The 26,354-nt window shown below is 50.7% G+C and carries 23 protein-coding genes and 3 tRNA genes; all 26 read right to left on the minus strand.

The window, feature by feature from the left end:
• Window positions 1-7: 7 nt before the first annotated feature.
• The gene (locus tag ATORI0001_RS00880) at window positions 8-1,879 is read right to left on the minus strand and encodes an ABC transporter ATP-binding protein (RefSeq protein ID WP_003148695.1); all 1,872 of its coding nucleotides are present in this window, start codon (window positions 1,877-1,879) and stop codon (window positions 8-10) included.
• Window positions 1,880-3,607, minus strand: coding sequence for an ABC transporter ATP-binding protein (locus ATORI0001_RS00885; protein ID WP_244851826.1), 1,728 nt, complete (start codon window positions 3,605-3,607; stop codon window positions 1,880-1,882).
• A 30-nt stretch (window positions 3,608-3,637) separates the two neighbouring features.
• Window positions 3,638-5,494, minus strand: coding sequence for an ABC-F family ATP-binding cassette domain-containing protein (locus tag ATORI0001_RS00890; protein WP_003148483.1), 1,857 nt, complete (start codon window positions 5,492-5,494; stop codon window positions 3,638-3,640).
• A gap of 16 nt (window positions 5,495-5,510) precedes the next feature.
• Window positions 5,511-6,743 carry a bifunctional phosphopantothenoylcysteine decarboxylase/phosphopantothenate--cysteine ligase CoaBC gene (gene coaBC / locus ATORI0001_RS00895; RefSeq protein WP_003148806.1) on the minus strand — a complete coding sequence of 411 codons (1,233 nt, stop codon included), beginning with the start codon at window positions 6,741-6,743 and terminating at the stop codon, window positions 5,511-5,513.
• Window positions 6,740-7,486: a zinc ribbon domain-containing protein gene (locus ATORI0001_RS00900; RefSeq protein ID WP_003148194.1), complete on the minus strand. Its 747-nt coding sequence runs from the start codon at window positions 7,484-7,486 to the stop codon at window positions 6,740-6,742. The genes coaBC and ATORI0001_RS00900 overlap by 4 nt, the downstream gene beginning before the upstream one ends.
• Window positions 7,487-7,568: 82 nt before the next feature.
• Window positions 7,569-8,717 carry a cysteine desulfurase family protein gene (locus ATORI0001_RS00905; RefSeq protein ID WP_003148407.1) on the minus strand — a complete coding sequence of 383 codons (1,149 nt, stop codon included), beginning with the start codon at window positions 8,715-8,717 and terminating at the stop codon, window positions 7,569-7,571.
• A 19-nt stretch (window positions 8,718-8,736) separates the two neighbouring features.
• Window positions 8,737-9,411: a ribulose-phosphate 3-epimerase gene (gene rpe, locus ATORI0001_RS00910; RefSeq protein WP_003148320.1), complete on the minus strand. Its 675-nt coding sequence runs from the start codon at window positions 9,409-9,411 to the stop codon at window positions 8,737-8,739.
• 11 nt (window positions 9,412-9,422) lie between these two features.
• On the minus strand, window positions 9,423-10,430 hold the full coding sequence (locus ATORI0001_RS00915) for an NAD(P)H-dependent glycerol-3-phosphate dehydrogenase (protein ID WP_003148427.1): 1,008 nt from the start codon (window positions 10,428-10,430) through the stop codon (window positions 9,423-9,425).
• Window positions 10,427-11,209, minus strand: coding sequence for a glycerol-3-phosphate 1-O-acyltransferase PlsY (gene plsY / locus ATORI0001_RS00920; protein ID WP_003148342.1), 783 nt, complete (start codon window positions 11,207-11,209; stop codon window positions 10,427-10,429). Before plsY ends, ATORI0001_RS00915 begins: the two co-directional genes overlap by 4 nt.
• Before the next feature lie 2 nt (window positions 11,210-11,211).
• Window positions 11,212-12,534, minus strand: coding sequence for a ribosome biogenesis GTPase Der (gene der, locus ATORI0001_RS00925; protein WP_003148156.1), 1,323 nt, complete (start codon window positions 12,532-12,534; stop codon window positions 11,212-11,214).
• A gap of 52 nt (window positions 12,535-12,586) precedes the next feature.
• Window positions 12,587-13,444: a 4-hydroxy-3-methylbut-2-enyl diphosphate reductase gene (ispH, locus tag ATORI0001_RS00930; protein WP_003148155.1), complete on the minus strand. Its 858-nt coding sequence runs from the start codon at window positions 13,442-13,444 to the stop codon at window positions 12,587-12,589.
• A gap of 2 nt (window positions 13,445-13,446) precedes the next feature.
• The gene (gene cmk / locus ATORI0001_RS00935; protein WP_003148784.1) at window positions 13,447-14,997 is read right to left on the minus strand and encodes a (d)CMP kinase; all 1,551 of its coding nucleotides are present in this window, start codon (window positions 14,995-14,997) and stop codon (window positions 13,447-13,449) included.
• A complete protein-coding gene (locus ATORI0001_RS00940) occupies window positions 14,994-15,713 on the minus strand; it encodes a histidine phosphatase family protein (RefSeq protein WP_155811519.1) in 720 nt (239 codons plus the stop codon). The genes cmk and ATORI0001_RS00940 overlap by 4 nt, the downstream gene beginning before the upstream one ends.
• Window positions 15,706-16,524 (minus strand): pseudouridine synthase, encoded by an 819-nt coding sequence (locus ATORI0001_RS00945; RefSeq protein ID WP_040324405.1) that lies wholly within the window; start codon window positions 16,522-16,524, stop codon window positions 15,706-15,708. The genes ATORI0001_RS00940 and ATORI0001_RS00945 overlap by 8 nt, the downstream gene beginning before the upstream one ends.
• A complete protein-coding gene (scpB, locus tag ATORI0001_RS00950) occupies window positions 16,517-17,305 on the minus strand; it encodes an SMC-Scp complex subunit ScpB (RefSeq protein ID WP_003148732.1) in 789 nt (262 codons plus the stop codon). Before scpB ends, ATORI0001_RS00945 begins: the two co-directional genes overlap by 8 nt.
• A complete protein-coding gene (locus ATORI0001_RS00955; protein WP_003148575.1) occupies window positions 17,305-18,126 on the minus strand; it encodes a segregation and condensation protein A in 822 nt (273 codons plus the stop codon). Before ATORI0001_RS00955 ends, scpB begins: the two co-directional genes overlap by 1 nt.
• Window position 18,127: 1 nt before the next feature.
• Window positions 18,128-18,808: a site-2 protease family protein gene (locus ATORI0001_RS00960; RefSeq protein WP_003148218.1), complete on the minus strand. Its 681-nt coding sequence runs from the start codon at window positions 18,806-18,808 to the stop codon at window positions 18,128-18,130.
• A gap of 15 nt (window positions 18,809-18,823) precedes the next feature.
• Window positions 18,824-19,135 (minus strand): hypothetical protein, encoded by a 312-nt coding sequence (locus tag ATORI0001_RS00965; RefSeq protein ID WP_003148146.1) that lies wholly within the window; start codon window positions 19,133-19,135, stop codon window positions 18,824-18,826.
• Window positions 19,128-21,164 (minus strand): ABC-F family ATP-binding cassette domain-containing protein, encoded by a 2,037-nt coding sequence (locus tag ATORI0001_RS00970; protein WP_003148756.1) that lies wholly within the window; start codon window positions 21,162-21,164, stop codon window positions 19,128-19,130. Before ATORI0001_RS00970 ends, ATORI0001_RS00965 begins: the two co-directional genes overlap by 8 nt.
• Window positions 21,165-21,585: 421 nt before the next feature.
• Window positions 21,586-22,113, minus strand: coding sequence for a GNAT family N-acetyltransferase (locus ATORI0001_RS00975; protein WP_003148452.1), 528 nt, complete (start codon window positions 22,111-22,113; stop codon window positions 21,586-21,588).
• A gap of 299 nt (window positions 22,114-22,412) precedes the next feature.
• Window positions 22,413-22,487: transfer RNA gene (locus tag ATORI0001_RS00980), tRNA-Val, on the minus strand.
• 75 nt (window positions 22,488-22,562) lie between these two features.
• Window positions 22,563-22,940 (minus strand): hypothetical protein, encoded by a 378-nt coding sequence (locus ATORI0001_RS00985; RefSeq protein WP_003148566.1) that lies wholly within the window; start codon window positions 22,938-22,940, stop codon window positions 22,563-22,565.
• Window positions 22,941-23,164: 224 nt separating this feature from the next.
• Window positions 23,165-23,240 (minus strand) — tRNA-Ile (locus ATORI0001_RS00990).
• A 39-nt stretch (window positions 23,241-23,279) separates the two neighbouring features.
• Window positions 23,280-23,355 (minus strand) — tRNA-Ala (locus ATORI0001_RS00995).
• A gap of 99 nt (window positions 23,356-23,454) precedes the next feature.
• The gene (locus ATORI0001_RS01000) at window positions 23,455-25,170 is read right to left on the minus strand and encodes a proline--tRNA ligase (protein ID WP_003148327.1); all 1,716 of its coding nucleotides are present in this window, start codon (window positions 25,168-25,170) and stop codon (window positions 23,455-23,457) included.
• Between the two features lie 62 nt (window positions 25,171-25,232).
• Window positions 25,233-26,354, minus strand: coding sequence for a flavodoxin-dependent (E)-4-hydroxy-3-methylbut-2-enyl-diphosphate synthase (gene ispG, locus ATORI0001_RS01005; RefSeq protein WP_003148378.1), 1,122 nt, complete (start codon window positions 26,352-26,354; stop codon window positions 25,233-25,235).

The raw sequence follows: 26,354 nt of genomic DNA on the forward strand, positions 1-26,354 counted from the left end.
CCGATCTTTAGTTTTGAGTTTCTTCAAACTGGCTCTCGTAGAGCTTTGCATAAAAACCACCATGCGCAATAAGCTCATCGTGAGAACCACGTTCAATTATGCCCCCATCCTTAAGCACAAGGATACTGTCAGCCGTGCGAACGGTAGAAAGTCGGTGGGCAACGACAAGAGAGGTGCGTCCTTCCATCATGGTATCAAAGGCCGTCTGTACCAATTTTTCGGTTCGTGTATCAATACTTGAAGTAGCTTCATCCAAAAGGAGAATGGGAGGATCGGCGAGCATGACGCGAGCAATACACAGAAGCTGCTGCTGACCCTGGGAAAGCGACCCTCCGCCTTCCCCGATCTTAGTGTCATATCCTTGAGGCAACTGAACGATAAACTCATGCGCCTGTGCCTGCCTGCACGCATCTTCAACCTCTTTATCCGTGGCGTGAGGCTTGCCATATCGAATATTCTCCCGTATGGTTCCCTCAAAGAGCCACGTATCCTGCAGCACCATACCAAACTGTGCTCGAAGTTCAGAGCGCATAAGGTTTTTCGTATTGTGCCCATCAACGAGAATGGCTCCGGAATCAATGTCGTAGAAACGAAGCAACAAATTGATAAGGGTTGTTTTTCCGCAACCGGTAGGTCCGACAAGTGCGATTTGTTTACCCGGAGCTGCATGAAAACTAATGTGTTGCAGCAAAGGATGCTCTTTATCATACGAAAATGACACGTCATCAAAAACGATATCGCCCAAAGGATTCTCGATATGTTCAGGACAGGCGGGATCGGCGGTATCCTCTTTGGCGTCAAGCAAAGAAAAAACCCTGCGAGCACTTGCATAGGCAGTCTGCACTTGTGTGACAACGGCTGAAATTGCGTTAAACGGGCGCATGTATTGGTTGGCGTATGCCAAAAAGCTCTGAACTTGGCCGATACTCAGCACCGAAGGGATACCGGTAATGACACAAATACAACCCAATGCAGCCACAAGAGCATAAATAAGATTGTTGACCAAACGGGTCGATGGATTTGAAAGAGAACTTGCAAATTGTGCACGCTGACCTACCGTATAAAGCCGTTCGTTGATGTCTTGAAAGTCCTTCTCGACAGCGCTTTTATGGGCAAAAGCAGCGATAAGTTCTTGGTTTGTAACCATTTCCTCGGCATAGGCGCTCAACTCTCCCTGAAATGCCTGCTGGCGTGCAAAAGACTGGGTGGCAAAACGGGCCACCAACGTCGCGGCCACAATAGAAAGAGGCGTTGCAAGAGCCACCACAAGCCCCATTGGTACGGAAAGCGAGAACATAAAAGCAAGCGTTCCTATGATGGTAACCACGCCGGTAAGAAGCTGAGTAAGACCTTGCAAGAGACCGTCTCCCAGCTGATCAACATCGTTGACCACACGGGACGCAAGGTCTCCTTGGGCATGAGAGTCAATATAGGAAAGCGGGAGACGTGCGATTTTCTCGTGAGCGGCAATACGAATGGCGCGTGTTGTTTCATACGTCAAACGATTTGTGGCCCAACTTGCAATCCATTGGGTCACGCTGGCACAAAGCACCACAAGAGCCAACTTGACAAGCACGGGAATCAGCGTGGCTTCACTCCCCTGTACCAAATGAATCAGCTGATCGATAGCCGAGCCAACGATGATCGGCACCCAAAGCTGGAGCACCATAGTCACAACGGATCCTAAAAGAGAAAGTAAAAATAGTGCCGCATGGGGAGCAATATATCCCGCAAGGCGTCGGGTAACCTGTGCTGCGGACATTTGAGTCCCGTCTTCCGAAGCAAAGGATTCATGATGTTTTGGATCGTTCGAGCCGTCACTGCGCACGCTGGCGCTGATGGCAGAGGCCGATCCGCCGGCTGCATACATATCGGCCATCTATGCTTCCACCTCCTCCGGACGAAGCTGTGAGAGACAGATTTCTTTATATAGAGGACAGGTGGCGAGAAGTTCTTTATGGGTACCAAGGCCAACCTGATGCCCATGGTCAAGCACCAATATCTGATCTGCCTGCATGACGGCAGCCACACGCTGGGAAATAATGACGGAAGTCACCTCTGTACGCAGTGAGTACAGTGCCCTACGGAGGCTTGCATCCGTCGCAAAGTCAAGTGCTGAAGCCGAATCATCAAGTATCACAATGCGCGGATTTCCTACCAACGCTCGTGCAATGGTAAGTCTCTGCCGCTGTCCCCCGGAAAAGTTTGTGCCGCCTGCCTCAACAGGGCTGTCAAGCTGACGAGGCTTCTCGCGTACAAAATCAGCCGCCTGAGCAAGCTCAAGGGCTTTCCAAAGATCCTCATCGGTTGCATGAGCATCGCGCCAAGTAAGATTTGTACGAATGGTGCCGCTTACCAGTGAAGCATGCTGAGGTACAAGGGAAACAAGATGCCGGAGTTGAGAGAAGGTATAGGTAGAAGCGGCATGACCAAAAACTTCAACGCTTCCCTCTTCCGGCTCATAAAGACGTTCGCAAAGCTTGGCTAAAGACGATTTTCCCGAACCCGTACCTCCAATAATTCCCAGTGTTGTACCAGCGGGTACCGTAAGAGAAATATGAGAAAGTGCGGGATCTCCTCCGCCGTCATAGGTGAGCGTAGCGTCTCTCAACTCAAGAGCAACACCATCGGAAAGCTCCTGATCGGAAAGGGTAATGGAGACGTTTCTTTCATCGGAAAGACCGGGAGTGATATCGAGCACTTCCATAACACGACGTGTAGAGGCCACCCCCCTGGTAACGATAATAATCAAATTTGCAATATATCCCACTGCCAGAAGTGTCTGGGTCATATAGCCAACCAGCGCAACGATACTGCCCGCGGAAAGTGAGCGAGAAGTAACCTGCGGTGCCGCAATCCAGAAAATGAAAGCAATTCCTGCATACATTATGAAAAACGTTGCCGGATTTAAGAGCGCCGAGTAGTTGGCGGCCGTAGCCGCAATATGCGTCTGTCTATCAACCGCTTGAGCAAATTGCACGCGCTCGCTCTCTTCTCGGCGAAAAACCCGAATTACGCGCACGCCGGAGAGCATTTCCCGCATAAAAAGTGAAACCGTATCAAGACTTTCTTGCAAGATATGAAAAAGCACCGTAGTGCGGCGGATAATACACCAGAAAATAATACCAACGATGAGCATTGCTCCCAAAAAAACACTGCCGAGCTGTGGGTCAATTAAAAATGTTGCCACAATTGAGCCAACGGCCAAAATAGGCCAGCGCATCAACTGTCTGATTCCGAGCGCTACCATAACTTGCACTTGATTAATATCGTTAATGAGACGGGTAATAAGTGTATCGGTGCCAAAACGGTGTACATCAACGCTCGACAACTCTTGCACCTTTACAAAAAGTGCACTTCGCAAATCAGTACCAATGCCTTGCGATACGATTGAGGCGTTATATTGACAAAATATGGTAAACGCAAAGCCAATACATGCGATAAGCACCAGCAGAAGACCATAGCGGATAATGTCATATACATTGCCCGAGGCAATGCCTGCGTCTATCATGCGTGCAATGATAAGTGGCGTAAGTAAATCTCCCACCACCTCAATACTTTTTGCGCCCGTTGCCATCAGTGCACGCGTGCCGTATTTTGTCAGCATAAAGCGGCTAAAAAGTTTCTTCACTCCATCTCACCCAAGTTTCTCTGAAAGCTCAAGCCATTCATTCTCAAGCTCCGAAACGGCGGCATTAGCATCTTCCAGCTCCTTTTGCAGCCTCATAAGGGTCTCAGCATCGCTTTGATCAGCCGATGCCATCTGAGCCTGTACCTGATCAGGCACAATCTCAGCCTTTTTAAGACGTCGCTCAACCGAATCAAATCGCTTCTTGAGTTCCCGCCGTTCCTGGTTGGCCAGAACGTGGCGAGAAGAACCCTTGGTATCTTCGTCCTTCTCGTCAGCGCAATTCTCGCCCATGGCGTATGTCTTTGCTGATGAAGCTGCTTTTGAACCGTCTTTTACATGGCGAGACGAATCTATGTTTTTAAGGTACTCGTCAACACCACCGGGAACGTGACAAATCTTGCCTTCCATGAGAGCAAATTGATCGTCGGTGACGCGCTCCATGAGATATCTATCGTGCGTAACCACCAAAAGCGTTCCCGGCCAGCTGTCAAGCAGATCTTCAAGAACAGCCAGCATATCGGTATCCAAATCGTTTCCCGGCTCATCAAGTACCAAGACGTTTGGCTCTTCGAGAAGAACGCACAGAAGCGCCAGACGTCGCCGTTGTCCGCCTGAAAGATCTTTGATGCGGTCGGTAAACTCTCGACGATCAAATCCTAAGCCTTCAAGAAGCTGTGTGGGGCTCTGCATTCTACCGTCAACGTAGTAGCTGGTCTTATACCGAGACAAAAGAGTGAGAACGCTTTGATCTTCTTTTTCAGACAGTCCGTCAAGTTGCTGAGAAAGCCAGCCAAACGTAACCGACGCGCCTACTTTTATCAAACCTTTCGTAGGCATAAGCTGCTGTGTCATGAGCTTTAAGAGCGTGGATTTTCCGGCGCCATTCTCGCCAAGAATACCGTAGCGGTCTCCTGGTCCTATCAGCCACTCAACACCATCGATAATGGGCTTTGCGCCTCTGCCATCTGAAGACGGATAGACAAATGAGACATCGTGCATCTCAATGACCTGCTTGCCAAGGCGTGACATAGCCATCCGTTTCAGCTCAAGGGTATTGCGGAGCGGCGGATCGTCGGCAAGAAGTTTCTGTGCAGCCTCCACACGAAACCGCGGTTTTGACGTACGTGCTTTAGCTCCATGAGCCAACCAGTTGAGTTCTTTGCGAAGGGTATTTTGCCGACGCTCTTCCGTTGCGGCGGCTTGTCGGTCTCTCTCAACCCTCTGCTGGATATAGGCCGAATATCCTCCTTCAAAGGGATCGATAGTACCGTCATGCACCTCCCACATATGGTCGCAAACCTCATCAAGAAACCAGCGGTCATGCGTAACCACGATAAGGGCACCCTGACCCTTGGGCCAAAGGTTTGTGAGTTGTGCGGCAAGCCATTGTATGGCGTGCATATCAAGATGGTTGGTAGGCTCATCCATCAAGATGACATCCCATGTACCCGACAAAAGACGTGCAAGATCACAGCGGCGACGCTGTCCGCCGGAAAGCTGTCTTACGGGAGCATTCCAATCAAGATCTCCCACCAGCTCATCGATGATATGACGGATACGTGCATCGGATGCCCACACATATTCAGGGGTATCCCCCACGATAGCCTGGCCAACCGTTGCATCATCATCCAACGTATCCTGCTGGCCCAGATATCCTACATGGATATTGCCGCGCCAAACCACCTGGCCCTTGTCGGGCGTTAACCGATGAGCAATAAGCCGTAAAAGCGTTGACTTGCCGTCACCGTTTTTTCCCACAACGCCGATACGGTCGCCTTCGTTAATTCCGATGGTCTGGTCCGACAATACTTTTTTGCTTGGCCATTCCATCGTAAGTTCTTCACAGCCAATTAAAATACCCATGTATACCACACGATTTCTACCGAGCTTTCAGAAGTTGCAAGGTCTTATCAAGTACCGCATTGGCAACGGCAACCAGCGGCAAAGTTTCCAGCTGCTCAATCCCTGTCTTACTTACGAAAGCGACTCGATCGGTATCGGCACCAAAGGTGGAATCGGCTCTTGAAACATCATTGGCCACAATCATATCGGCACCCTTACGCTCAAGTTTAGCCTGAGCGTTTTGTAAAAGATTGTTGGTTTCAGCAGCAAAACCTATCACAATACGGTTACGCTTTTGAGCCGATAGGGTTGCGAGAATATCTGTGGTCTCTTTGAGCTTAATCTCTACAAGCGGTTCATGTTCTTTCTTGAGTTTATGGTCTGCGCACATAACAGGAGTATAGTCGGCAACGGCCGCTGTCAGAATGGCCGCATCAACACTCTTAAATGCCGACTCTGCAGCCTCAAGCATTTGATCTGCGGAAATTACGTCAACACGACGTACTCCACAAGGTGTCTCAAGTGAAACGGGTCCCGCAACCAACACGACATCGGCGCCACGGCGAGCAGCCTCTGCCGCCACGGTAAATCCGAGCTTTCCCGTTGAGGCATTTGCCAAGAAGCGCACCGGATCAATAGCCTCGTGTGTGGGCCCTGCGGTAATAAGCAGGCGCTGACCGGACAGGTCTTGAGCTTCTTGCGATGCGCTCCGGAAACTTTGATCCAAGAGCTTGCAAGCAGCCGAAACAATTTCATCAACCTCGGCAAGCTTTCCGTTTCCGGTGTATCCGCAGGCGAGAAGACCGCTTTGCGGTGAGACAAAATGGTATCCCCGGCACATCAGGCTATGAACGTTTGCCTGTGTCGCCGGGTTATTCCACATGTGGGTATTCATGGCCGGCGCAATAAGTACGGGAGTATGAGCCGCAAGTAAAGCAGATGTGAGTGCATCATCACCGATACCTGCAGATATTTTTGCAATTACATTGGCCGTAGCCGGAACTACCAAAAACAAATCGGCCCAGTCGGCTATATCAACATGAGGCGTTGGACTCTCACTATAGTCATAGAGGTCCGTGAGCACTGGATGCTGCGAAAGGGTACGAAACGTTGTTACTCCCACAAATTTCTGCGCATCGGTCGTCATGATAACCCGCACATCACAGCCGCCGCGCTGAAGCGCGCGCAGAACTTCAACAGCCTTATATGCGGCAATACCCCCCGTTACCGCAAGCGCTATCTTTTTTTGTCCCGAAGTTGCACGTATCATGACCGACTTTTCTCCTTTTCAGAGATTTCCTCCGGCGTATAGTCCGTTACCAATATGCGATGGCAATACGGACACTCGGTAACGTTTGGACCATGTGCAAGATCGTGAAATGAGCTTGGTTGCAATGCCACCCGGCAGATGCTGGGCGTATTGCCGTCAAGATATTCAACCGCCAGACCCTTAAAACGTTTGCGTGCGCTTTCGTAAGTTGTCAGCATGTCTTCGGAAAGTTGGGAAACCACATGCTCACGTTCGTCTTTAAGCTTTAACACGCGACTTTGAAGTGAAGCGGTATCAACGACAAGAGACTTATGTGTAGTCTCAAGCTCAGCATTAAGCTTGGTAAACATTGTCTCGGCTCCTACTTCGGTATGCTTCAGCTTTTGTAGTACCTTCTGAGCCTCCATAAGCTTAAAGCTCGTCTTCTCAAGTGCTTTTGCCAGCGTAGAGAGCTGCTGGTCATAGTCTTGAATGGCACGATAGTCAGTTTCAGTAGCTGCACGATCTTGGGTTTCCTGCTCTTTTTTCTGATATGTCTCATGCTGACTTTCAAGATCTTTGACCTCAAGTTCCGCGTCCTTACGAAGGCCAACTATCTTGTTGTACTCACTTGAAAGCTTCTTTTTTGCAAGTTCAATGGTTTCAAGCCGCTTATGTTGCGGCATGGCAGCGAGGGTTGAGGCGGCTTTAAGCAGTTTAAGATCAATGGTTTGGAGCTGCACCAATAACATAGATTCGCTCATATTCCCTCCTTATACGGTTATGTCCACATACTAGAGTAACGCAGTTAGCTGAAGAAAACCTCAGAATTTACAAGGTAGTCTTTCACTCAACAAGTCCTAAAAGTGCCTCCGCAAAGCTCTCAAGCTCTTCTTCTGAAACTCTTTCGTCAAATGAAATTCGCAAAGACCCCAGAGCCTTCTGGCGAGAAATTCCCATGGCCGACAAAACATGGCTTGGCTCAAGCGATCCTGAAGAACAGGCAGAGCCTGCCGAAACTTCAAATCCTGCCTGATCAAGCGCAAGTACCAACGATTCCGAATCCATACTGGGAACAAGGATGCTCACGGTTCCCGGCAGATGGTCATCCCCAATAACGGTGGAAGTTGTGGGCTCAATTTTACGAGAAGCACATAAACGCTGGTAAAGATGGTCTGCTCGCATTGAAACGGTGTTCTGCGTTGCGCTAAGCCGCTCCGTACACTCACGCGCCACTGCGGCAAATGCAAGCGCTCCGCGAACTGCCTGCGTTCCGTGGCGTCTCCCCTGTTCTTGTCCGCCGCCATAGCTTTGCGGTCTCAACGGCGTACGGGAACGAATAAGTTCGGCTCCAATACCAATGGGACCACCAAGTTTGTGTGCGGTAATCGTAAGTGCATCTACGTCGTCAAGATGCAAAGCAATGCGTCCAAAAGCCTGAACCGCATCGGTATGAAAAAATGCACCATACTGATGCGCCACTTGAGAAAGCTCTCTTATCGGCTGTACAACCCCTGTTTCATTGTTCGCATACATAATGCTCACAAGAGCGACGGACACATCAAGTAGTTCACTGAGTGCCTGAGGTTCAATCTTCCCTTGACGGTTAGGCTTAACGATACGCACGTCAAACCCTCGATCGCGAAGTACCGGCGCAGTATCCAAGACCGACTCATGCTCAATGGCCGACATCACAACAACGGTCCGCGTGTGATCTTTTTGACGCACTCCCTCAGCAATGCCGAGAAGCGCAAGGTTATTGCCTTCGGTGCCTCCTGAGGTAAAGATAACATCAGGAGTTCTAAAGCCTCCTCCTGCCGCCTGTACGAGATCTCTACGCGCAGCGTCAAGTGCACGTGCGGCTTGGCGACCCAAGGTATGCAAAGAATTTGGATTAACTCCCGCAAACGCTGAGTTTTCATAGGTTTTCTCGGCAAGAAGAGCGGAAGGTCTTGTTGGTGCGGAAGCAGCGTAGTCAAGATATAGGTATGGCATAGTTTGTTGTGATCTCCTCTTATGCCTGCGTACTGTTGCCCAAACGGGCTTCATGTTTCAATTCGGAAATTGCAGCCTCTCTGTCGTCTGCCTTAAAGATGGCGCTTCCGGCAACCAGCATGGTTGCACCTGCACTCACAAGCTCGGAAGCGTTTGCCGCACTGACGCCACCGTCAACCTCAATGAGAGGTGTAACCTGATGGCTTTTACACAGCTCCTTGACTTGCCGAATCTTGGCATATGCACCCGGAATAAACTTCTGTCCGCCAAATCCCGGATTCACGCTCATAACGAGTACCAAATCAACGTCTTCGATGATGTCTTCCAAAAAACAGACCGGCGTTGCCGGGTTGATGGCAATACCTGCCCGAGCACCGGCGGAGCGTATAAGATGCACAAGTCGATGGGCGTGAGGCGTTGCCTCCATATGAAAGGTAACGATGTCCGCGCCAAGATCCAAAAACAAAGGGATGATCTCGGCGGGATTGGTAACCATAAGATGCACGTCAAACGGCATCTGAGTTGCCTTTTGTGCTTCCTTCATAATGGCCGGACCAAATGAAATGTTTGGCACAAAATGTCCGTCCATCACGTCATAGTGGATATAGTCAGCGCTCTTGATGCTTTCCAGCTCATGGGCAAGCCGGGTAAAATCAGCCGAAAGAACCGATGGAGCAATATAGACGTTATTCATATACCTTCCCATCACTCAATACCATAAAATTCGTTGCGAGGCATACGATCCATAAGATTTGCAACAACTGCGTCAATGGAGGCGCCTTCATACAAAATGGCATGAACCGCATCGGTAAGCGGCATTTCAATATGCTTTTGGTGTCCGAGTTCGTACAGACCCTTTACCGCCTGAGCGCCTTCTACCACCATATGAGTGCGACTCTGGTATGTATCGAGAGTTTCCCCTCCTACCAGCGCCTCACCAAAGCTTCTATTGCGAGAATGGCGGGAAGTACACGTAACTACCAAATCTCCCATACCGGCAAGACCCATGCATGTGAGCGGGTTTCCCCCAAGTGCCACAACGATGCGACCGAGCTCAGCAATACCTCGCGTCATAAGAGCCGCAAGCGTATTGTCTCCCGCACCGCTTCCGACTGCAACGCCACAGGCAATGGCAACCACGTTTTTGGCGGCAGCGCACGCTTCCACGCCTCTCACGTCATCACTTACGTACGTCCTGAACTCTCGACACGAAATGGCTTTCTGAAACCGCTTCGCACACGTAAGATCTTCGGAGGCAACAACTGCCGCAGAAAAGCTCTTCTCGACAACCTCTTCTGCGTGATTGGGGCCTGAAAGAACCGCAATTCGCTCCGGATGCCCAAGCTCATCAGCGACAACTTCATGCATGAGCTTATGAGAGTGCGCTTCCATGCCTTTTGAAAGTACCAATATCGGAACTTGAGTATCAATATATGGAGCCAGTGAAGCGCAGGTGGAACGCAGAAAAGCCGACGGAGTTGCAAGTACAACAGCTTCAGACCCAGACACCGCTTCTTCCTGAGAAGTTGTGGCAACGATATTTTCCGGCAAAAGAGCATCGCGTAAATGAAGGCAATTTCTATGCTCTGACCTTATGCTTTCTGCAATTACGTCCTCACGCGACCACACGACAACCGTCTCGCACGTAGCTGCCAAGAGTGTGGAAAACGCGGTTCCCCAAGAACCCGATCCAACAACACAGACACGCTTCATCGTGTGCCCTTTTCCCTACGGACGCTGCGTCTCTCTTGAGGCTGATTCCCCAAAAGCTGTGCCTTTTTGGCGGAAGGATGCTGAATATGCGGTTTTTCCTTACCTTCTTCAATGGGCTTCTCGCCAAAGTCTTTTGATCCAATACTGAATTTTCGCTCGCTCCCCTGCGACAGGCGGCTCAGGTTTTCGCGGTGTGCCCATACCACAGTGGCACCGACCACTAAGATGCACAGCACGGAAAACGGCGGCTCACCGAAAATAATCGCAAAGACACCGATGGCCACGGCAGCGCCCACCGAACCAAGCGAAACATACTGCGTTGGCAAAGCAAGCGCCAAAAAGACAAGAAAAGCCATGACTGCCATTGGCCAATTAAGCGCCAAACCTCCGCCAAAGCCAACCGCAATACCTTTTCCGCCGTGAAAATGGAGGAAGGGAGAAAATATATGCCCCAGGACACAGCACGCATATACAAACGAAATTGCCCAGTGATATGCGCCCTCGAGGTCAAGCGCAACCGATCCGCCATCAACCACAGAAGACAGGATAAGACGCGCCACACAAACGCTTAAGAAGCCCTTGCCAGCGTCACATACAAGCGTGAGCACACCCGCCGTACTTCCGGCACTTCTCGCCACGTTGGTAGTACCGATATTGCCGGATCCCACGCTTCGAATATCCTCGTGTGCCAACAGCCGAGCGATGATGAGCCCAAAGGGAATGCCTCCCACAAAAAAGGCACCGACGCTGAGAAGTAAAATAACAAAAATGCTGGCCATATCTATGCCTCAGCTTTCTTACGGAACTTTAGGCGCAGAGGAGTTCCCGTCAAATCAAAGCACTCCCGCAGACGGTTTTCAATAAACCGCTCGTAATTGTCGTCAACAAGATCGGGGGCATTGCACCAAAACGAAATTACCGGAGGTTTTGATCCAGTCTGCGTCGCATAGTGAATCTTAAGGCGGCGTCCTTTGTCGGATACGCTGTGTCCGCCCTCACGAATCCGAGTGAGAAGATCATTCAGCTTTGAGGTGCGGATCTCAGAAGCACGTGCGCCTGCCGCAGCCAGCGCGGCGCCGAGCACCTTATCAATCGCTCTGCCCGTCAATGCAGACACACGAATAAACGGAATCCACGGCGAGAAAGACATGCGCTTGTCCACCGAAGCGGACACCTCTGCTTGCTTTTCCTCGGTGTCGATAAGATCCCACTTGTTCAAAAGTCCTACCAGCGCACACCCACGCTCAACGGCCATATTGGCGAGTTTTTGATCCTGCTCGGTAACGCCGACCGTTGCGTCAATTACCAAAAGACACACGTCGGCTCTATCCATTGCCCGAAGTCCGCGAAGCAGACTGTAATATTCAACGTCTTCATGCACCTTACTCTTCTGGCGCATACCCGCGGTGTCCACAAGGCATATGGGCTGATCTTTCCACATAATCATTGTGTCTATCGCATCGCGCGTAGTGCCCGCAACATTAGAGACGATGGAGCGCTTCTTGCCTGCCAAGCGGTTTGCAAGAGACGATTTCCCTACGTTGGGCCTTCCGATAATGGCCAAGCGTATAATGCTGTCGTCTACCGGCTCTTCTCTCTCTTCAGGAAGCTCCGCTACGATACCATCAAGTAAGTCTCCCGTACCAATGCCGTGCGAGGCAGAAATGGGAAGGGGTTCTCCTACACCAAGGGCATAAAAGTCCCACAGCCCGTCTTGCTCGGTTTCGGGACTATCCTTTTTGTTGACCACTAAAAAGACCGGCTTGTCGGACCTCCGCACAATGCGAGCCACCTCTTCGTCTTCGTCGGTAATGCCCGTTTTGCCGTCAACGACAAACACAATGACGTCGGCTTCTTCACACGCAAGGAGCGCCTGCTCACGAATGTGCGGTGCAAATTGATCCTTTGACTTCACGGATTCAATGCCGCCGGTATCAATAAGACAAAACTCACGTCCGTTCCAATCGGCATCATGGTATGAGCGATCGCGCGTAACGCCGCGAGACTCGTGCACAATGGCCTCGCGTCTTTGAGCAAGGCGATTTACTAAGGTTGATTTACCGACATTTGGACGGCCTACAACAGCAACAATAGGCTTAGGCATAACTCTCCTTGAATGTATGTACAGACACTATCATGTTACCATGATGCGTCTCTTAGTGTTTCTCCACCATCTGTGAAATTGCATCTTTAACGGCTCTAATTTGAGCGGCCGGAGTTGAAGCGCCGGCGGTTATGCCAATGTCTTGCGCTCCGTCAAACCAGTTGGCAAGAAGCTCTTCCGCTCCTTCAATATGGTGTGTTTTGCGGCAAAATTGAGATGAAATCTCTGCAAGCCTCGTAGTATTTGCAGAGTTCCGACCCCCTATCACAATCATTACGTCAGAGCGTTTTGCAAGACGCTCACATGATTGCTGATGGCCCGCCGTAGCCTCGCAAATGGTATTCATTACACGGAGTTCTTCCACGAGCGGCAAAAGAGCGCCAACTACCTCGCGCAGTCGAGCAGCCGACATCGTTGTCTGTACAACCAACCCAACTCTGCGTGCATCTTGAAATTCTCGCGCACGTGCCTCTACCTCAGAGACGGAGTCAATGGCGGTAGCACCCGGGACGTGTGCAAGGGTTGCTTCTACTTCAGGATGACCTGCCTCGCCAACCACATACACAGCATAGCCTTCACTCGCCAGACGTTCTGCGGCCGCATGAGTCTTCTTTACAAAAGGACAGGTTGCATCCATAACCTCCGCGCAATCAGCGCGCGCCAAGTGCTCTTCTTCAGGAGTAACCCCGTGAGTGCGCAACAAAAGTGCAGATCCCGCAGCATCTTTTGCACGATCCACAACCTGAACTCCTCGCTTATTAAGGGATTTGACCACCTTTGGGTTGTGGATCAGAGGACCCAAGGTTTTTACCGGAGCGGCTCCTTCCTCAAGCGCCGCTTCGACCATTTCAAGAGCTCTCTCAACGCCATAACAAGCGCCTGCTTCATCTGCAATTCTAATGGTGGGCACAACTAATTCCTCCCAGGATGCTCACGCATCAGCTGATCTCTGAGTTCATATACCCGATCCATACCAAGCTCTTCCATCTCCCGAGCTTGATCTTTACGCTTAGTGGCCTGCAGATCGGCAAAACTGATACGCTCTCCCGCCAAACCCCAAATCTTAACGGGCCGAATTACGGGCGAGTTTGCACGCTTGATGTCCAAGGCACCAAAAATAGCCGCAGGCTGAACGTCGCAACCCGCAAGCTGAGCAATGAGTGCAAAACCGCCATGAATTTCAGGGCGTATGTGATTGTCGCGGATGCGCGTTCCCTCAGGGAAAATCAACAGGCATTCTCCCCGGCCAATCGCCGCCACCGAGCGCCTGATTGCTTTCATGTCGGCTTTTCCGCGCTCAACGGGAATCGCACCCACCCGAGAAAACAACCATTTTACCAGTGGGTTTTTATCAAACTCACTCTTGTAGATGGTACGGACAGGAATGTGATGCCACATGAGATAGGCAACCATCATCACCGGATCAAACATCGACGGATGATTCATGATGATAACGCGCGGACGCCTGTCGTCTTTAAGCAATGAGGCGTTGGCAATACTCCAGCGAAACCAGAGTTTTGTCACTACCATAAGAACAAAAATGGCAATCCGTAAAAAGATTTTTGCCGGAAGCGGAAAGTTCAAGAGCCCCGTGTCAAAGTAATCGTCACATGAGTTGCCCCTAAATGCCTTAAGTTTCTTATCCCCACTCTTTTTTTCGCGCGTACCTTTTCTCTTCTGATCAGCCGATCTGTGAGACTCGCTATCGTCTGAGGAGGACGTTTTTGTTTCATGCGTGCTTTGGTGGCGAGAAGCACGTGGTGCGTGCCGATCTCGTTCCTGAAGACCAGGATGAAGTGCGACAACGGCATCTACCACTTCGTTGAGCGTCATGTGCGAAGAGTCTATATGGTGCGCATCGGGCGCAGGCTTTAGAGGGGCAACCTTTCTGGAAGAGTCGGCCTCATCGCGCGCTTTGATATCCTCGAGAATTTTCTTCTCTTCTGCCGCATCGGCAGTTGCGGAAGCATTTGTTGCAGTATCTTTTCCTTCTCGCTGTACCGCCCGTCGGTGAGCCCTGGCTTCAGGATCTGCCGTCAGAAATACTTTAACTTCTGCTTTTGGAAATACGACCGTTCCGATATCTCGTCCTTCGGCTACCACGTCTCCCGCCTCGCCAGCACGTCTCTGAAGGACAACCATAGCCTCACGAACCTCGGGAATGGCCGCAACGCGAGAAACACACGCATCAATTTCAGGGGTCCGGATAGCCTGAGTGACATTGTGTCCATTCGCAAAAACAGTCTGACCCTCAGGTGAATTTCCAAAGGTGATCTGAATTTCACGAGCCTCTTTGATAATGGCTTCCGTGTCGTCAAGAGAGATGCCTTTCTCAAGACAAACAACACTCACCGAACGATACATGGCACCAGTATCCAAAAAGACAAGGTTCAAGCGCTGAGAGAGCGCACGGGCAACGGTGGATTTTCCTGAACCTGCGGGTCCGTCAATTGCAACGATCATGCGTCCTCCTTGTGAACTCCCCAAATGTTACGAGAGTCGTAGATACTGGGTGTTGTTGAAGCGTATATCACTTCTTGTGGATCAAGATTAAAACCGCCTAATTTTAAGTCATTTCCTCCGTTTGAGGTGAAATAAACAGAAGATGTATTGGCAAGATGTACACCACACGCGGTATTTGCAGGAGTTTTAAGAATTTGACCCATCATACAGCGCAAATATCCGCCATGCGTCAAACAGACCGTACGCCCGTCCAATGCTACCAACTCATCAAGAATGTGCTGACAGCGAACGCGTACCGCTTCATACGACTCCGCATAAGGTGCGGGTTGTGAGTGGTTTTGCTCATCCGAGCTCCATGGAAATGTCAGGCCATACGGAGCCAACACCGTGCGAGCCTCGGCAAAAGAGACGCCTTCAAGAATGCCAAAATCTATTTCTGCCAGGTCATTCTTTACCTCAAGCGTAAGTCCCAAGCGTTGCGCCGCCATCTGCCCCATATCACGACAACGTGAAAGCGGACTTGTCCAGATGCGATCCGGCTTAAATGCCACAAGCGCCTCAACCGCACGCTTTCTTTGAATGACACCGTTTTCCGTAAGAGGTACATCTCGTCTGCCGGAGAGAAAACCTTGCGTATTGGCAATGGTTTCGGGATGACGCATAAACAGTATGCGATGCGTAATGCCACTCACCGGCCTCTCCTTACCGTCACTCATCGGCATCCTCTTTATCCGCACTTGTCTGCTCTCGCAAAGCTGCAATTTCCTCGTCTCTCAGCTCTCGCCAACAACCCTCTTCAACATTGGTAAGCCTTAACGGACCAAAGGCGTCTCTGTGCAAAACCAACACACGGTGCCCAATGGCACTCATCATCTTTTTAACCTGATGCTTTCTGCCTTCATGAATCCAAATCCCTACGATGGCGTTTTGAGGCTTGTTTGGATTTTGGGGATATCGAGACGTTCCGTGAAGCTCCAAAAGATCATCTCTCAGCTCAACTTTTGCCGGCTGAGCCATACCGTCATCAAGCATGATGCCGCGCCTCAGCCGCTCCAACTCGGCTTCAGTAGGCACTCCCAAAACAAGCGCCAGATAGTGCTTCCATACGTGGCGAGAAGGATGCAGGAGCTCCTGCGCCATGGTGCCATCGGTGGTAAACAATAAAAGCCCCGACGTATCCATATCCAGACGGCCAACCGGAAAAAGACCGGGATAGCGCTTTGTTGGAACCATGGTTTTGATGGTGGGACGTCCCTGCGGGTCACTCATGGTTGTAAGGTATCCCTCGGGCTTGTTCAGCATAAGATATACCGGTGCATCGGCAATGCCGACAATATGTCCGTCCACCTCTACCGTATCGCGCGTCGGATCAACTTTACTGCCCAACTCACTGACCACAACGCCGTTGACACGTACGCGACCTTCTGTCATAAGGCGCTCGGAACCGCGTCTGCTTGCTACACCCGCTCGCGCCAAAAAGCGTTGCAGGCGCATGGGTACAATACGCTCACCTTCCACGTTATTCATCGTCCTCAAGCGAGTCATCCGACACGCTGCTCCGCGCACCACGTGACGTACTTCTCGGCGTGTCAAAAATCTCCGCATCATAATCTATGTCATCAATATGACCGATGTCATCAATATCGTCATCGGTATAGTCTTCACGCAAAAGTTCTTGTTCTTCCGCGAGGTCTTCGGCCGCCTCTTCGAGCGTTGAGGAAATGCTTCTCCCCGAAAGACGCTCGCGAATAAACTGCTTTGACTCTTCATCGGGCGCAAAATCTTCCAGAGGCGGCAACTCCCTCAGCGATTTAAGACCAAAACGATCCAAGAAAAGTGCCGTTGTTCCGTACAAGATTGCCTGCCCATGAGCCGCGTCTCTACCAACTTCTCGCACGAGGTTCTTCTCGCAAAGAGAAGAGATAACTCCATCAGAATTAACGCCGCGAATCGCACGGACCTCTTCTCGCGTGACCGGCTGATGATATGCAATAACGGCAAGAGTCTCCAAAGCAGCCTGAGAAAGCCGGCGTGTATCCCAGGAAAGCACAAAATCAGCCACAAGGTCGTGAAAGGCGGGATGTGTAAAAAGTCGCCAGCCACCGGCAACTTCTCTAAGCTGAAATCCACGGTTCGCTTCCGCGTATTCAACGGAAAGCTCCGCGAGGGCAGAAGCCACCTCGCCGGGGGCAGCACCGGTTATCTTTGCCAGCTCCGTTGCCGGTACGGAATCTGATGCCACAAGGAGCAGGGCTTCAAGGGAAGGCTTCAAAGAGCCGCTATCGAGTGTTTTCAGATCGGCTTCCATTACACTTCATCCTCTGTTTCATACTCCGAAAGTACAGATGCATCAAGCTCGTATGGATCCGTGCCTTCGATATGTTCAATTTCAATATCACCAAACAAAGCGTTTTGAGTTACACGTACAAGCCCGCGCTTGAAGAGCTCAAGAACGGCTAAGAAATTAGTTACCACGATCTCAGGCGCATCCTGACCGTCGAGAAGTTCAGAAAACCTCACGTGGCCACGTGAGCGCGTAAGGCGATCAACCGAAGCAACCGTGAGCGCCACGGGAAGTCTCCGCGGAGCCACATGCTCTGCCTCCAGAAGAAAGGTCTCCCTGCGTGAATCAATATCCGCGCAAATAACGGCAAGACTTCTGAGCGTAATGCCTTCAAGATAATCCGGCATAAGATTCAAAAACTCAGGGTCGGGCCCCACACTGCGAGCAAACATGCGCTTCTCGGCCTCTGCCCGAGCACCAAGCGCTGCGCCGGCATTCCTAAACTGCTTATAGGCAATAAGTCGTGCGATCAGCACCTCCCGAGCTTCATCGGGAGAAAGTCCTTCAAAAAGGTCTTCATCCTCATCGTCGTCCTTGTCTACACGCAAAGATGCGTCTTCAGGAACGAGGGCGGACGCCTTCATATCCAACAAAGTAGCGGCAACCAATACAAAGTCGGACGCGACATCCAAGTCAAGATCTCGCATGGTTTCAACCTCTGCAAGATATTGGTCGGCAACCTCCGAGATGGATATGGAACCTATGGCCACCTTCTGACGGCTTACAAGCTGGAGCAAAAGATCAAACGGGCCGGAATAGGTAGCTGTTTTTACCCGATATGACATCTTAACCGACCATAAGTTTCATAAAGAACGATACGCCCGTATCGATAATCGCATTGATCTTTTCGGGGGCAAACCAGAGAAGCACCATGAGTGCAATCATGCAATACGGCTCGATTCTGTAAAATTTTTGACGGGCGTCTTCGGGCAATATCAAAAGCAGCAACTTGGAGCCATCAAGCGGTGGCAGAGGGATCAGATTGAAAACCGCAAGTACAATGTTTGAAATGATTATGGTTGAAAGTATCGGAATGACCCACGCGGCCAACAGATCTATATGCGTCATGGCCCACGCGGGGTTATTCCGAACGAAACCAATCAAAATACGATAGATACCCACAGCAAGGGCAGCCTGCAGAAGGTTTGAAAGCGGACCGGCAAGCGCCACAAGAACCTCATCTATCCTGCGTCGCCGTAAGTTGTTGGGATTGTACGGAACGGGTTTTGCATACCCAAACCCCGGCCAACCGAGAATTGCACAGATTGCCGGCAGAATAACCGAGCCAAAGGGATCTATATGAGCCACCGGATTGAGCGTTAAACGTCCTGCATTTTTTGCCGTTGGATCGCCGCAAAGATATGCAACATATCCATGAGCGATCTCGTGAAAAATAATGGCAAAAAAGAGCACTATGACATGGACAAGTATTGCAATCCATTGAATGCCGTTATATGCATGAGTCACATGAAGCCTTTCTTCTTACCTTGTACTTCTCGCCACACGCGAAGCACCCCACGCGGCGGCTATAGCAATGATAACAACAATTAAATAATCTCCACGCAAAACACCGCCCGTTGGCAAAGGGAACACATACAGACCGGCAAGCGTCCGCGGTAAAAGCCTCGTGGCAAAACCGTCAAAGTGCAGCTGCCACACGCGAAGCATGTCGGGTTTTATGATATCAACCGTCAAAATAATTCCATAAAAAATTGCCAGCGCACATGCCAAAAACAGTATCACCCGAAGAAGTGTTTTTATTGCGCCTCTCATGGTGCGAGAAGACCTACTCATGAGCGTTCGCCTCCATCTTCTCTGAGAGTTCGAGCCACTCCTGTTCAAGCGCGGGAATCTTTTTTGCAAGCGCATTGTATTCCGCCATGCACGCATCAAACTTTTCCGCATCATTGTAGAGGTCTTCGTCCGCCATCAAAGCCATGAGCTCATCGTAGCGTTGATGTGCCGGCTGAAGAGCGGCTTCGACTTCTTTGAGGCGCTTCTTTGTATCGCGCAGCGCACGGTTCTTGCGATTGCGCTCCTCTGCCTCAGCGCGCCGTTGCTCTTTTGTCTTCACATTGCGAGAAGTGCTGATTGGAGCCTCATGGTGCTTTTCTGCGCGAGCTCCGTCAGAGCCATACGCGGTAGGTGCTTTGTGCTTCAGAACACCCGCGTCCGACGCTCCATTTTTTGTACCCACAGCCTCTGCTGCCTCAAGTTCAGCCCGTTTGAAACAGAAATACTCGTAGTCGCCCTCGTACACCGTGATTTTGTGGTCGCGTACGTCAACGACCTTGTTTGCAAGTGCTCTGACCAAATGCTCGTCATGACTGATGAGGACGATAGTTCCTGGAAAATCAACAAGAGCCTTTTCCAGCACATCGACCGAATCAATGTCCAAGTGATTGGTGGGCTCGTCAAGTAAGAGCAGAGGATCCGGCGATACGAGCATCTTGGCAAGAGCCAAACGAGCACGCTCACCTCCGGAAAGAACCTGGACGTGCTTCTCGACATCATCGCCGTGGAACAGAAAGGCTCCCAAAAGGCGGCGTTCCTCGCTGGTAGTCCAGCCGGGAGCCACCGAATCAAGTTCCGCCATGACGGTGTTTGCGGGATCGAGCTCTTCAAGCTGATGCTGGGCATAGTAGGCTTCACTGACGTTCTGGCCAAGTTCAATTTGCCCGGTATCAGGGGAAATCTTGTGTGCCATGAGTTTCATAAGCGTTGATTTTCCGGCACCATTGGGGCCGACAAGCGCCACGTGGTCACCCCGGTAGAGCTTCAGGTCAACATCTTGGTAGACAAGGTTATCCTCATAGGATTTAGAGACATTCTCAAGTGAAATGACGGTATCCCCCGTACGCGGCGGATCGGGAAACCGAAAATGTACGTGGTGAGACTGCTCCGGAAGCACCACCAGCTCTTGCTTGATCTTCTCGACTTTTGCCACACGCTCCTGCACCTGCCGCGCCTTTGTCGGCTTGTAGCGAAAACGCTCGATAAACACTTCCATGTGGGCAATGTCGCGCTCCTGAGCCGAGCGCTTGGCGCGGAGCTGTTCAAGGTTTTCCTCGCGCTGATGCAGGTATCCCGAGTAGTTGCCAGTATAGGTTACCAACATGCGATTTTCCAGCGCGGCTACATGACTTACGCAAGCGTCCATAAAGGTGCGGTCGTGTGAGACGAGAAGCACCGCGCCGTCGTAGGCGGCCAAAAACTTCTCCAGCCATTGAACCGACTCGAGGTCAAGATGGTTGGTAGGCTCATCGAGCAGCAAGAGATCGGGATGGCGCAGAAGTAACTTTGAGAGGGAGATGCGCATCTGCCAGCCGCCCGAAAACTCTTTGGCGGGCTTGTCAAAGTCCTCCACCGGAAAACCGAGGCCGCCAAGGATTTGACGCGCCCGGGCCTCAAGCTCATAGCCGCCCAAACGCTCAAAGCGCTCCATGGCATGACCATAGGCTTCAAGGATCTTCGTGAGCTTTGGACCTTCCGGAGTCTCGGCAATCTCTTGCGAAAGCTTGGCCACCTTGCGCTCCCACGTTTTGATTTCGTGCGCCGAATCGATAACCTCTTGAAGTGCCGTCTTCTCCCCCATAAGCTCGGTTTCTTGCTCAAGATAGCCGATGGTAGTATCGCGCGCAAAGGAGATTGTGCCCTCATCGGGAGTTTCTTGTCCCATGATGATTTTCAGAAGCGTTGTCTTGCCGGCGCCATTAGGACCGACAAGCGCCCAGCGCTCACCGGCGTTAAGCTGGAGCGTTGCGCCCGAGTAGAGGACGCGTCCACCAAATGACTTTGAAATTTTATCTGCCAGTGCGATCAAAAGGACTCCTGAGCTCTCTAGAATGCAGCTGTCTATTATATGGCATATCCGTAGGTATAACGTAAAACTCTATGCCCGTTTGTCTTCTCGCCTATGCGCTTGCACATGCATCCTGATGCGCTTGCGTGTTCATCCCTGCGCGCTTATGTACTCACGCCGAGGTCTTTGTAAGACACCATTTCACCACTAAACGAGAAATTCTGGAATCTGCCGGAAATCGACTGTTTAGTGGTGATTTTTCCGGGATTTGGGTGTTTAGTGGTGGATCAAACCACCACTAAACACCCGATTTGGTACCTTTTCCGAAAAAAGCAGTTTGTCGGTGATTTTACCGGTCGCTCACCGGCTACGAAACGGCCGCTCGATGGCCACCCACCGGCTGTCCGATGACTGCCATCGGCTACGCAATGATTGCCCGATACTACTTGAGCGCTTTACTCATATACAAAAGCAGCGAGTCGTCATTGCAACAATCGGCATACTGCTCGAGAATCTCTGAGTTGTACCACACTCCGGATCCGTCAGGTACATATCCTCTTTTTACATACAGCCGTTGGGCGTTTCCATATCCATAATGAAGCCCTACGGCAAGAGTAATCTCATCTGAAAACCTTGCGACATCTTCTTCTATTACGTTTAAGATGGCACTTCCTATACCCTTTTGCTGATATGCATCGAACACTCTCAAATCTGATATTTCTGGTTTGCCTTTTTCTTTCCACGGTCCACTCTCAGCGGAAAAAAGCAACGTACCGTATCCCGCTATTTTGCTACCGTATTCTGCTACATAAACACTACGAGCACCTACTTCTTGGTCTTTAAAATATCCGGAGTAAGTTTCTATTTTGTTATTCCATCCATATGATTGAAATACCTCAATGATTGCTTGAGCATCACTTTCTAGCATGCTTCTTATCTTGAGTTTTCCATGCTCATAATATATTTTCATAAGAAGTTACCTCAATTACCAGTCCCTAAGATATGTACTCACTTCAATACACTTTATATAGATACACAAATCTAACAATCTACACAGATCTAACAATCGAAAATTTCCTCCCACTGTACACATTTTTTGTGGCAGTAGGTCTCAAAGAACTGTATGCATACTCCAAGAGAAAATATGCAGAACTAAGAACAAATCTTCAAAGGTGCCCTACGATGACCTCGTGGGGCACATTTTTTTACAGCGTGGGGCACAATGAAAAAAGCCAGAGAACAAATATACCCTCTGACCTTATGTTTTAATGGTGGGCGATACAAGATTTGAACTTGTGACCTCTGCCGTGTGAAGGCATTGCTCTACCCCTGAGCTAATCGCCCGATTAGCGCTTGCAAATCATATCAAAAAGCAACCCATAATGCTAGTTTCTTACGCAATTATGTATGTAAAGTTGCCTATTTTGCTTCGATGGACTTTTTTACCCTGCGAGATCCAAAGGTAACAAAGACCGATAAGGCGAGAAGAACCAGCTGTTCGACACCCAATACCGTAAGATTCTGAGCCACCGCTATCTGAATAACCGTAATGACTGCCAACACCGCAGTTGCTCCTAAAAGCATTGAAAACGCATCTGCTGCTTGGTTGGGAACATTGGCGGCTCGAGCCGCATATCCGCCTTCAAGAATGGCAATCATACACGCAAAGAGAAAAAGTGCCGAGTCAAGTTTTGGTCCGTTTCCGATAACCGCAACTACCACGGTTATCAGACCCAAAAGACCACCAATCAACAAAAACAAGCTGACGAGCTTCATTGCACGAGTTTCAGGAGTCATAACTCCCCTTTCATTTGAAAAGCAATACGAGAGGTATAGCACCACTACATATTTTACCCTCACGTCTTTCAGAAACCATAATATTTTCAAACACGTTACTACTGCGTCGCTACCGTGTTGCTACTGTGTTGCTGCCGCATTCTCTAAGCCCAGCTGATATTTTACAAAAAGACCCATAAAACCAGAAAAACCTGACAGATAAAAATCCTGCCAGGTTGAATGGTTGGTGGGCCCAGTAGGATTTGAACCTACAACCCAAGGATTATGAGTCCTCTGCGCTAACCGTTGCGCCATGAGCCCGTATAAAAAAGGCGACGGTCGCCCGCCGCCTGTCATGTATGGTGGAGAATAGGGGGATCGAACCCCTGACCTCATGACTGCCAGTCATGCGCTCTCCCAGCTGAGCTAATTCCCCGGAAGTGGTGCGGAACTACTATATCAGAGTACGCATATCACGCAAGCGAGAAACTCAGATTGCATCCAAAAAATGCTTCCGAGAGCCCTTCTCGCCCCTCTACAGCTGCCTGAGTGGAGCGATGCGGGAGACAAGCCATGCGGCAACTTCATCAAGTGCTACATCAACGCGCTCACCGGTTTCTCGATTTTTGACCTCAGCCACACCGTTTGCAACGCCACGCTTACCCACAATAACCTGCCACGGCAAACCGATAAGATCGGCGTCAGCAAACTTGACACCGGGACGCTCGTCTCTGTCGTCCACGACGGTTTCAAGACCCGCTTCAACAAACGAATCGGCAAGCTGTTTGGCAACCGGCCAAACCGTATCATCACCAACGCTCAGAGGAACAATTTCCACCTCGTACGGAGCAACGCACACCGGCCAGATAATACCGTGCTCATCGTTGTGCTGCTCGACAACAGCCGCAAGCAGGCGAGAAACACCAATACCGTAGCAGCCCATCAGGAACGGCTGCTCGGTGCCATCCTCAGCGGTAAACGTTGCGCCAAGTGCCTCGGAGTATTTGGTTCCCAGCTGGAAGACCTGTGAAACTTCAATGCCGCGCGCTTCATGAAGGGGTTGGCCGCACGTAGGACAAAGGTCTCCCTCACGAGCCGTCACCACATCCACCCACGCATCAATCTCAAAATCACGTCCAAGTTTTGCGTGTGTAAAGTGGAAGTCCTTCTCGTTTGCACCGATAAGCCACCACTCGGAATCTTTTAAAGAAACGTCCGCTACCGCGCGAATACCGGCAGGCAAATCTTTGGGGCCGATAAAGCCCTTCACAAGACCGTTCTCTTTGAGTTCCTCATCGCTCATAAGGTGATAGTTGCCAAAGACATGCTCGCCTTTGACCTCGTTAAGCTCGTGAGTGCCGGGTACAAAGCACACCACCGGACGGCCATCCCCATCGATAAGTGCCAGCGCCTTGCGTGTTGCACCCTCATGAACGTGCAAAAACTTCGCAACATCTTCAATGGTACTAACTTCGGGCGTGGCGACTTTCTCAAGCTCTCCTGCCGTCCCCTCTTCAACATGAACCTTCACGGTTGCAGCTTCGGTATCGGCTGCATATCCACAGTCGCAATATACAAGTGCCGCCTCACCCGCATCGGCAAGCGCCATGAACTCAACGGAGGTGTCTCCGCCAATCTGACCTGAATCGGCAATAACGGGCAAAGCACGTATCCCTGTACGCTCACAGATTCGAGCATATGCCCCTTTTTCAGCGTCATAACACTCTTGCAGTGACTCCTGCGTAGACGAGAAGGAATACGCGTCTTTCATAATGAACTCACGACCGCGCATAAGACCAAAGCGCGGACGCATTTCATCACGAAATTTATCCTGAATTTGATACAGCGTTACCGGCAGCTGCTTATAGCTCTTAAGCTCGTTGCGTACCAAATCCGTAAAGGTCTCCTCATGAGTGGGACCAAGCGCAAACTTACGCTCATGGCGATCGTGCAGGCGCATGAGCTCAGGTCCGTATACGTCCCAGCGACCTGACTCTTCCCAAAGCTCCGCAGGAGTCAGAATCGGAACCAATATCTCCTGCGCTCCAATGCCGTCCATTTCATCACGGATAATCTCTTCAATCTTGCGAAGAGAGCGCCATGCAAGCGGCAGATAGCTGTAGAGCCCTGCGGCGGTCTTGCGAATCATGCCCGCACGAAGCAAGAGTCTATGGCTGGCAAGCACCGCCTCAGCAGGGTCTTCTTTCAAGGTCGGCGCATACAGTGACGACATTTTTACCCAGTGCTTCAAAGTTATTCCTTCCGGTCACACTCTGGCGAGAAGCCCTTCTCGCCACCACGTTTTCTTATAGTTTACGTATTCTTGTCTTCATCGTCGGGCTTTTTGACAAATCGAGCTTCTATTTCACCAAAAAGCTCATCAACGATATCTTTTTCGGCAATTTTTTTTGTAGGAACGCCTTTCTCAAAGAGAACGGCACTCCCCTTGCCGCACGCAACTCCTATATCAACGCCACGCGCCTCGCCGGGGCCGTTTACCACGCATCCCATAACGGCCACCGAGATTGGTGCGTGAACGTCCTCAAGGCGTTTGGATACCTTTTCCGCAATAGGTATCATGTTGACACCGCAACGCCCGCAGGTAGGACAACTCACGAGCTCAGGCTTATTGCGGCGCATACCCAATGCCGCAAGAAGCTCCCATGCCACATGCACTTCTTCCACCGGATCGGCCGTAAGCGAGAGGCGCATGGTGTCTCCGATTCCCTGCTCAAGAAGGATTCCCACGGCCGCAGCATTTTTGACCGTTCCCTGACGAAGCGTTCCTGCCTCGGTTACCCCTATATGTAAAGGTATCCGGGGAAGCTCACGGGAAAGTGCTCGATACACCGCAAGAGTTGTAGGAACGTCATGAGCCTTTGCAGAAAGCACAATATCATCAAAGCCACGTGCTTGGAAATGAGCGACAAAAGAACTTGCCGATGCTACCAGCTTTTCTGTAAGTGTCATATCGGGGCGTGTATCAAACTCTTTTGCAAGAGATCCCGCGTTTACGCCTATACGTATGGGAATACGAGCCTTTTGTGCTGCCTCAATAACCGCATCCACACGCTCCCACGAGCCAATATTTCCGGGATTGATGCGAAGTGCTGAGGCACCGAGACGCGCTGCCTCGATGGCAAGCCTATGATCAAAGTGAATATCAGCAACAACAGGAAGCGGGCTTTTCTGGCATATCTCTTCAAATCCCGCAAGAGCATGTGCGTCAGGAATGGCTACACGGATTATCTCGCATCCTGCGTCTGCAAGTGTTTTAACTTGTGCAAGTGTCGCAGCAGCGTCCGTTGTTTTGGTGGTACACATGGACTGCACGGATACCGGAGCGCCACCTCCCACCTGCACAGACCCCACCATCACCGGATGTGTTTTTTCACGGGCAAGCTCAGCCATACGCATATCAGTTATCTCAGCCAT

The sequence above is a fragment of the Lancefieldella rimae ATCC 49626 genome (assembly GCF_000174015.1).
Lineage (GTDB): Bacteria > Actinomycetota > Coriobacteriia > Coriobacteriales > Atopobiaceae > Lancefieldella > Lancefieldella rimae.

Coding starts and splice junctions, on each gene's coding strand:
- ATORI0001_RS00880 (WP_003148695.1), bottom strand. CDS start 1,879: ATGGCCGATATGTATGCAGCCGGCGGATCGGCCTCTGCCATCAGCGCC.
- ATORI0001_RS00885 (WP_244851826.1), bottom strand. CDS start 3,607: ATGCTGACAAAATACGGCACGCGTGCACTGATGGCAACGGGCGCAAAA.
- ATORI0001_RS00890 (WP_003148483.1), bottom strand. CDS start 5,494: ATGGGTATTTTAATTGGCTGTGAAGAACTTACGATGGAATGGCCAAGC.
- coaBC (WP_003148806.1), bottom strand. CDS start 6,743: ATGATACGTGCAACTTCGGGACAAAAAAAGATAGCGCTTGCGGTAACG.
- ATORI0001_RS00900 (WP_003148194.1), bottom strand. CDS start 7,486: ATGAGCGAATCTATGTTATTGGTGCAGCTCCAAACCATTGATCTTAAA.
- ATORI0001_RS00905 (WP_003148407.1), bottom strand. CDS start 8,717: ATGCCATACCTATATCTTGACTACGCTGCTTCCGCACCAACAAGACCT.
- rpe (WP_003148320.1), bottom strand. CDS start 9,411: ATGAATAACGTCTATATTGCTCCATCGGTTCTTTCGGCTGATTTTACC.
- ATORI0001_RS00915 (WP_003148427.1), bottom strand. CDS start 10,430: ATGAAGCGTGTCTGTGTTGTTGGATCGGGTTCTTGGGGAACCGCGTTT.
- plsY (WP_003148342.1), bottom strand. CDS start 11,209: ATGGCCAGCATTTTTGTTATTTTACTTCTCAGCGTCGGTGCCTTTTTT.
- der (WP_003148156.1), bottom strand. CDS start 12,534: ATGCCTAAGCCTATTGTTGCTGTTGTAGGCCGTCCAAATGTCGGTAAA.
- cmk (WP_003148784.1), bottom strand. CDS start 14,997: ATGATCGTTGCAATTGACGGACCCGCAGGTTCAGGAAAATCCACCGTT.
- ATORI0001_RS00940 (WP_155811519.1), bottom strand. CDS start 15,713: ATGAGTGACGGTAAGGAGAGGCCGGTGAGTGGCATTACGCATCGCATA.
- ATORI0001_RS00945 (WP_040324405.1), bottom strand. CDS start 16,524: ATGAATAACGTGGAAGGTGAGCGTATTGTACCCATGCGCCTGCAACGC.
- scpB (WP_003148732.1), bottom strand. CDS start 17,305: ATGGAAGCCGATCTGAAAACACTCGATAGCGGCTCTTTGAAGCCTTCC.
- ATORI0001_RS00955 (WP_003148575.1), bottom strand. CDS start 18,126: ATGTCATATCGGGTAAAAACAGCTACCTATTCCGGCCCGTTTGATCTT.
- ATORI0001_RS00965 (WP_003148146.1), bottom strand. CDS start 19,135: ATGAGTAGGTCTTCTCGCACCATGAGAGGCGCAATAAAAACACTTCTT.
- ATORI0001_RS00975 (WP_003148452.1), bottom strand. CDS start 22,113: ATGAAAATATATTATGAGCATGGAAAACTCAAGATAAGAAGCATGCTA.
- ATORI0001_RS00985 (WP_003148566.1), bottom strand. CDS start 22,940: ATGACTCCTGAAACTCGTGCAATGAAGCTCGTCAGCTTGTTTTTGTTG.
- ispG (WP_003148378.1), bottom strand. CDS start 26,354: ATGGCTGAGATAACTGATATGCGTATGGCTGAGCTTGCCCGTGAAAAA.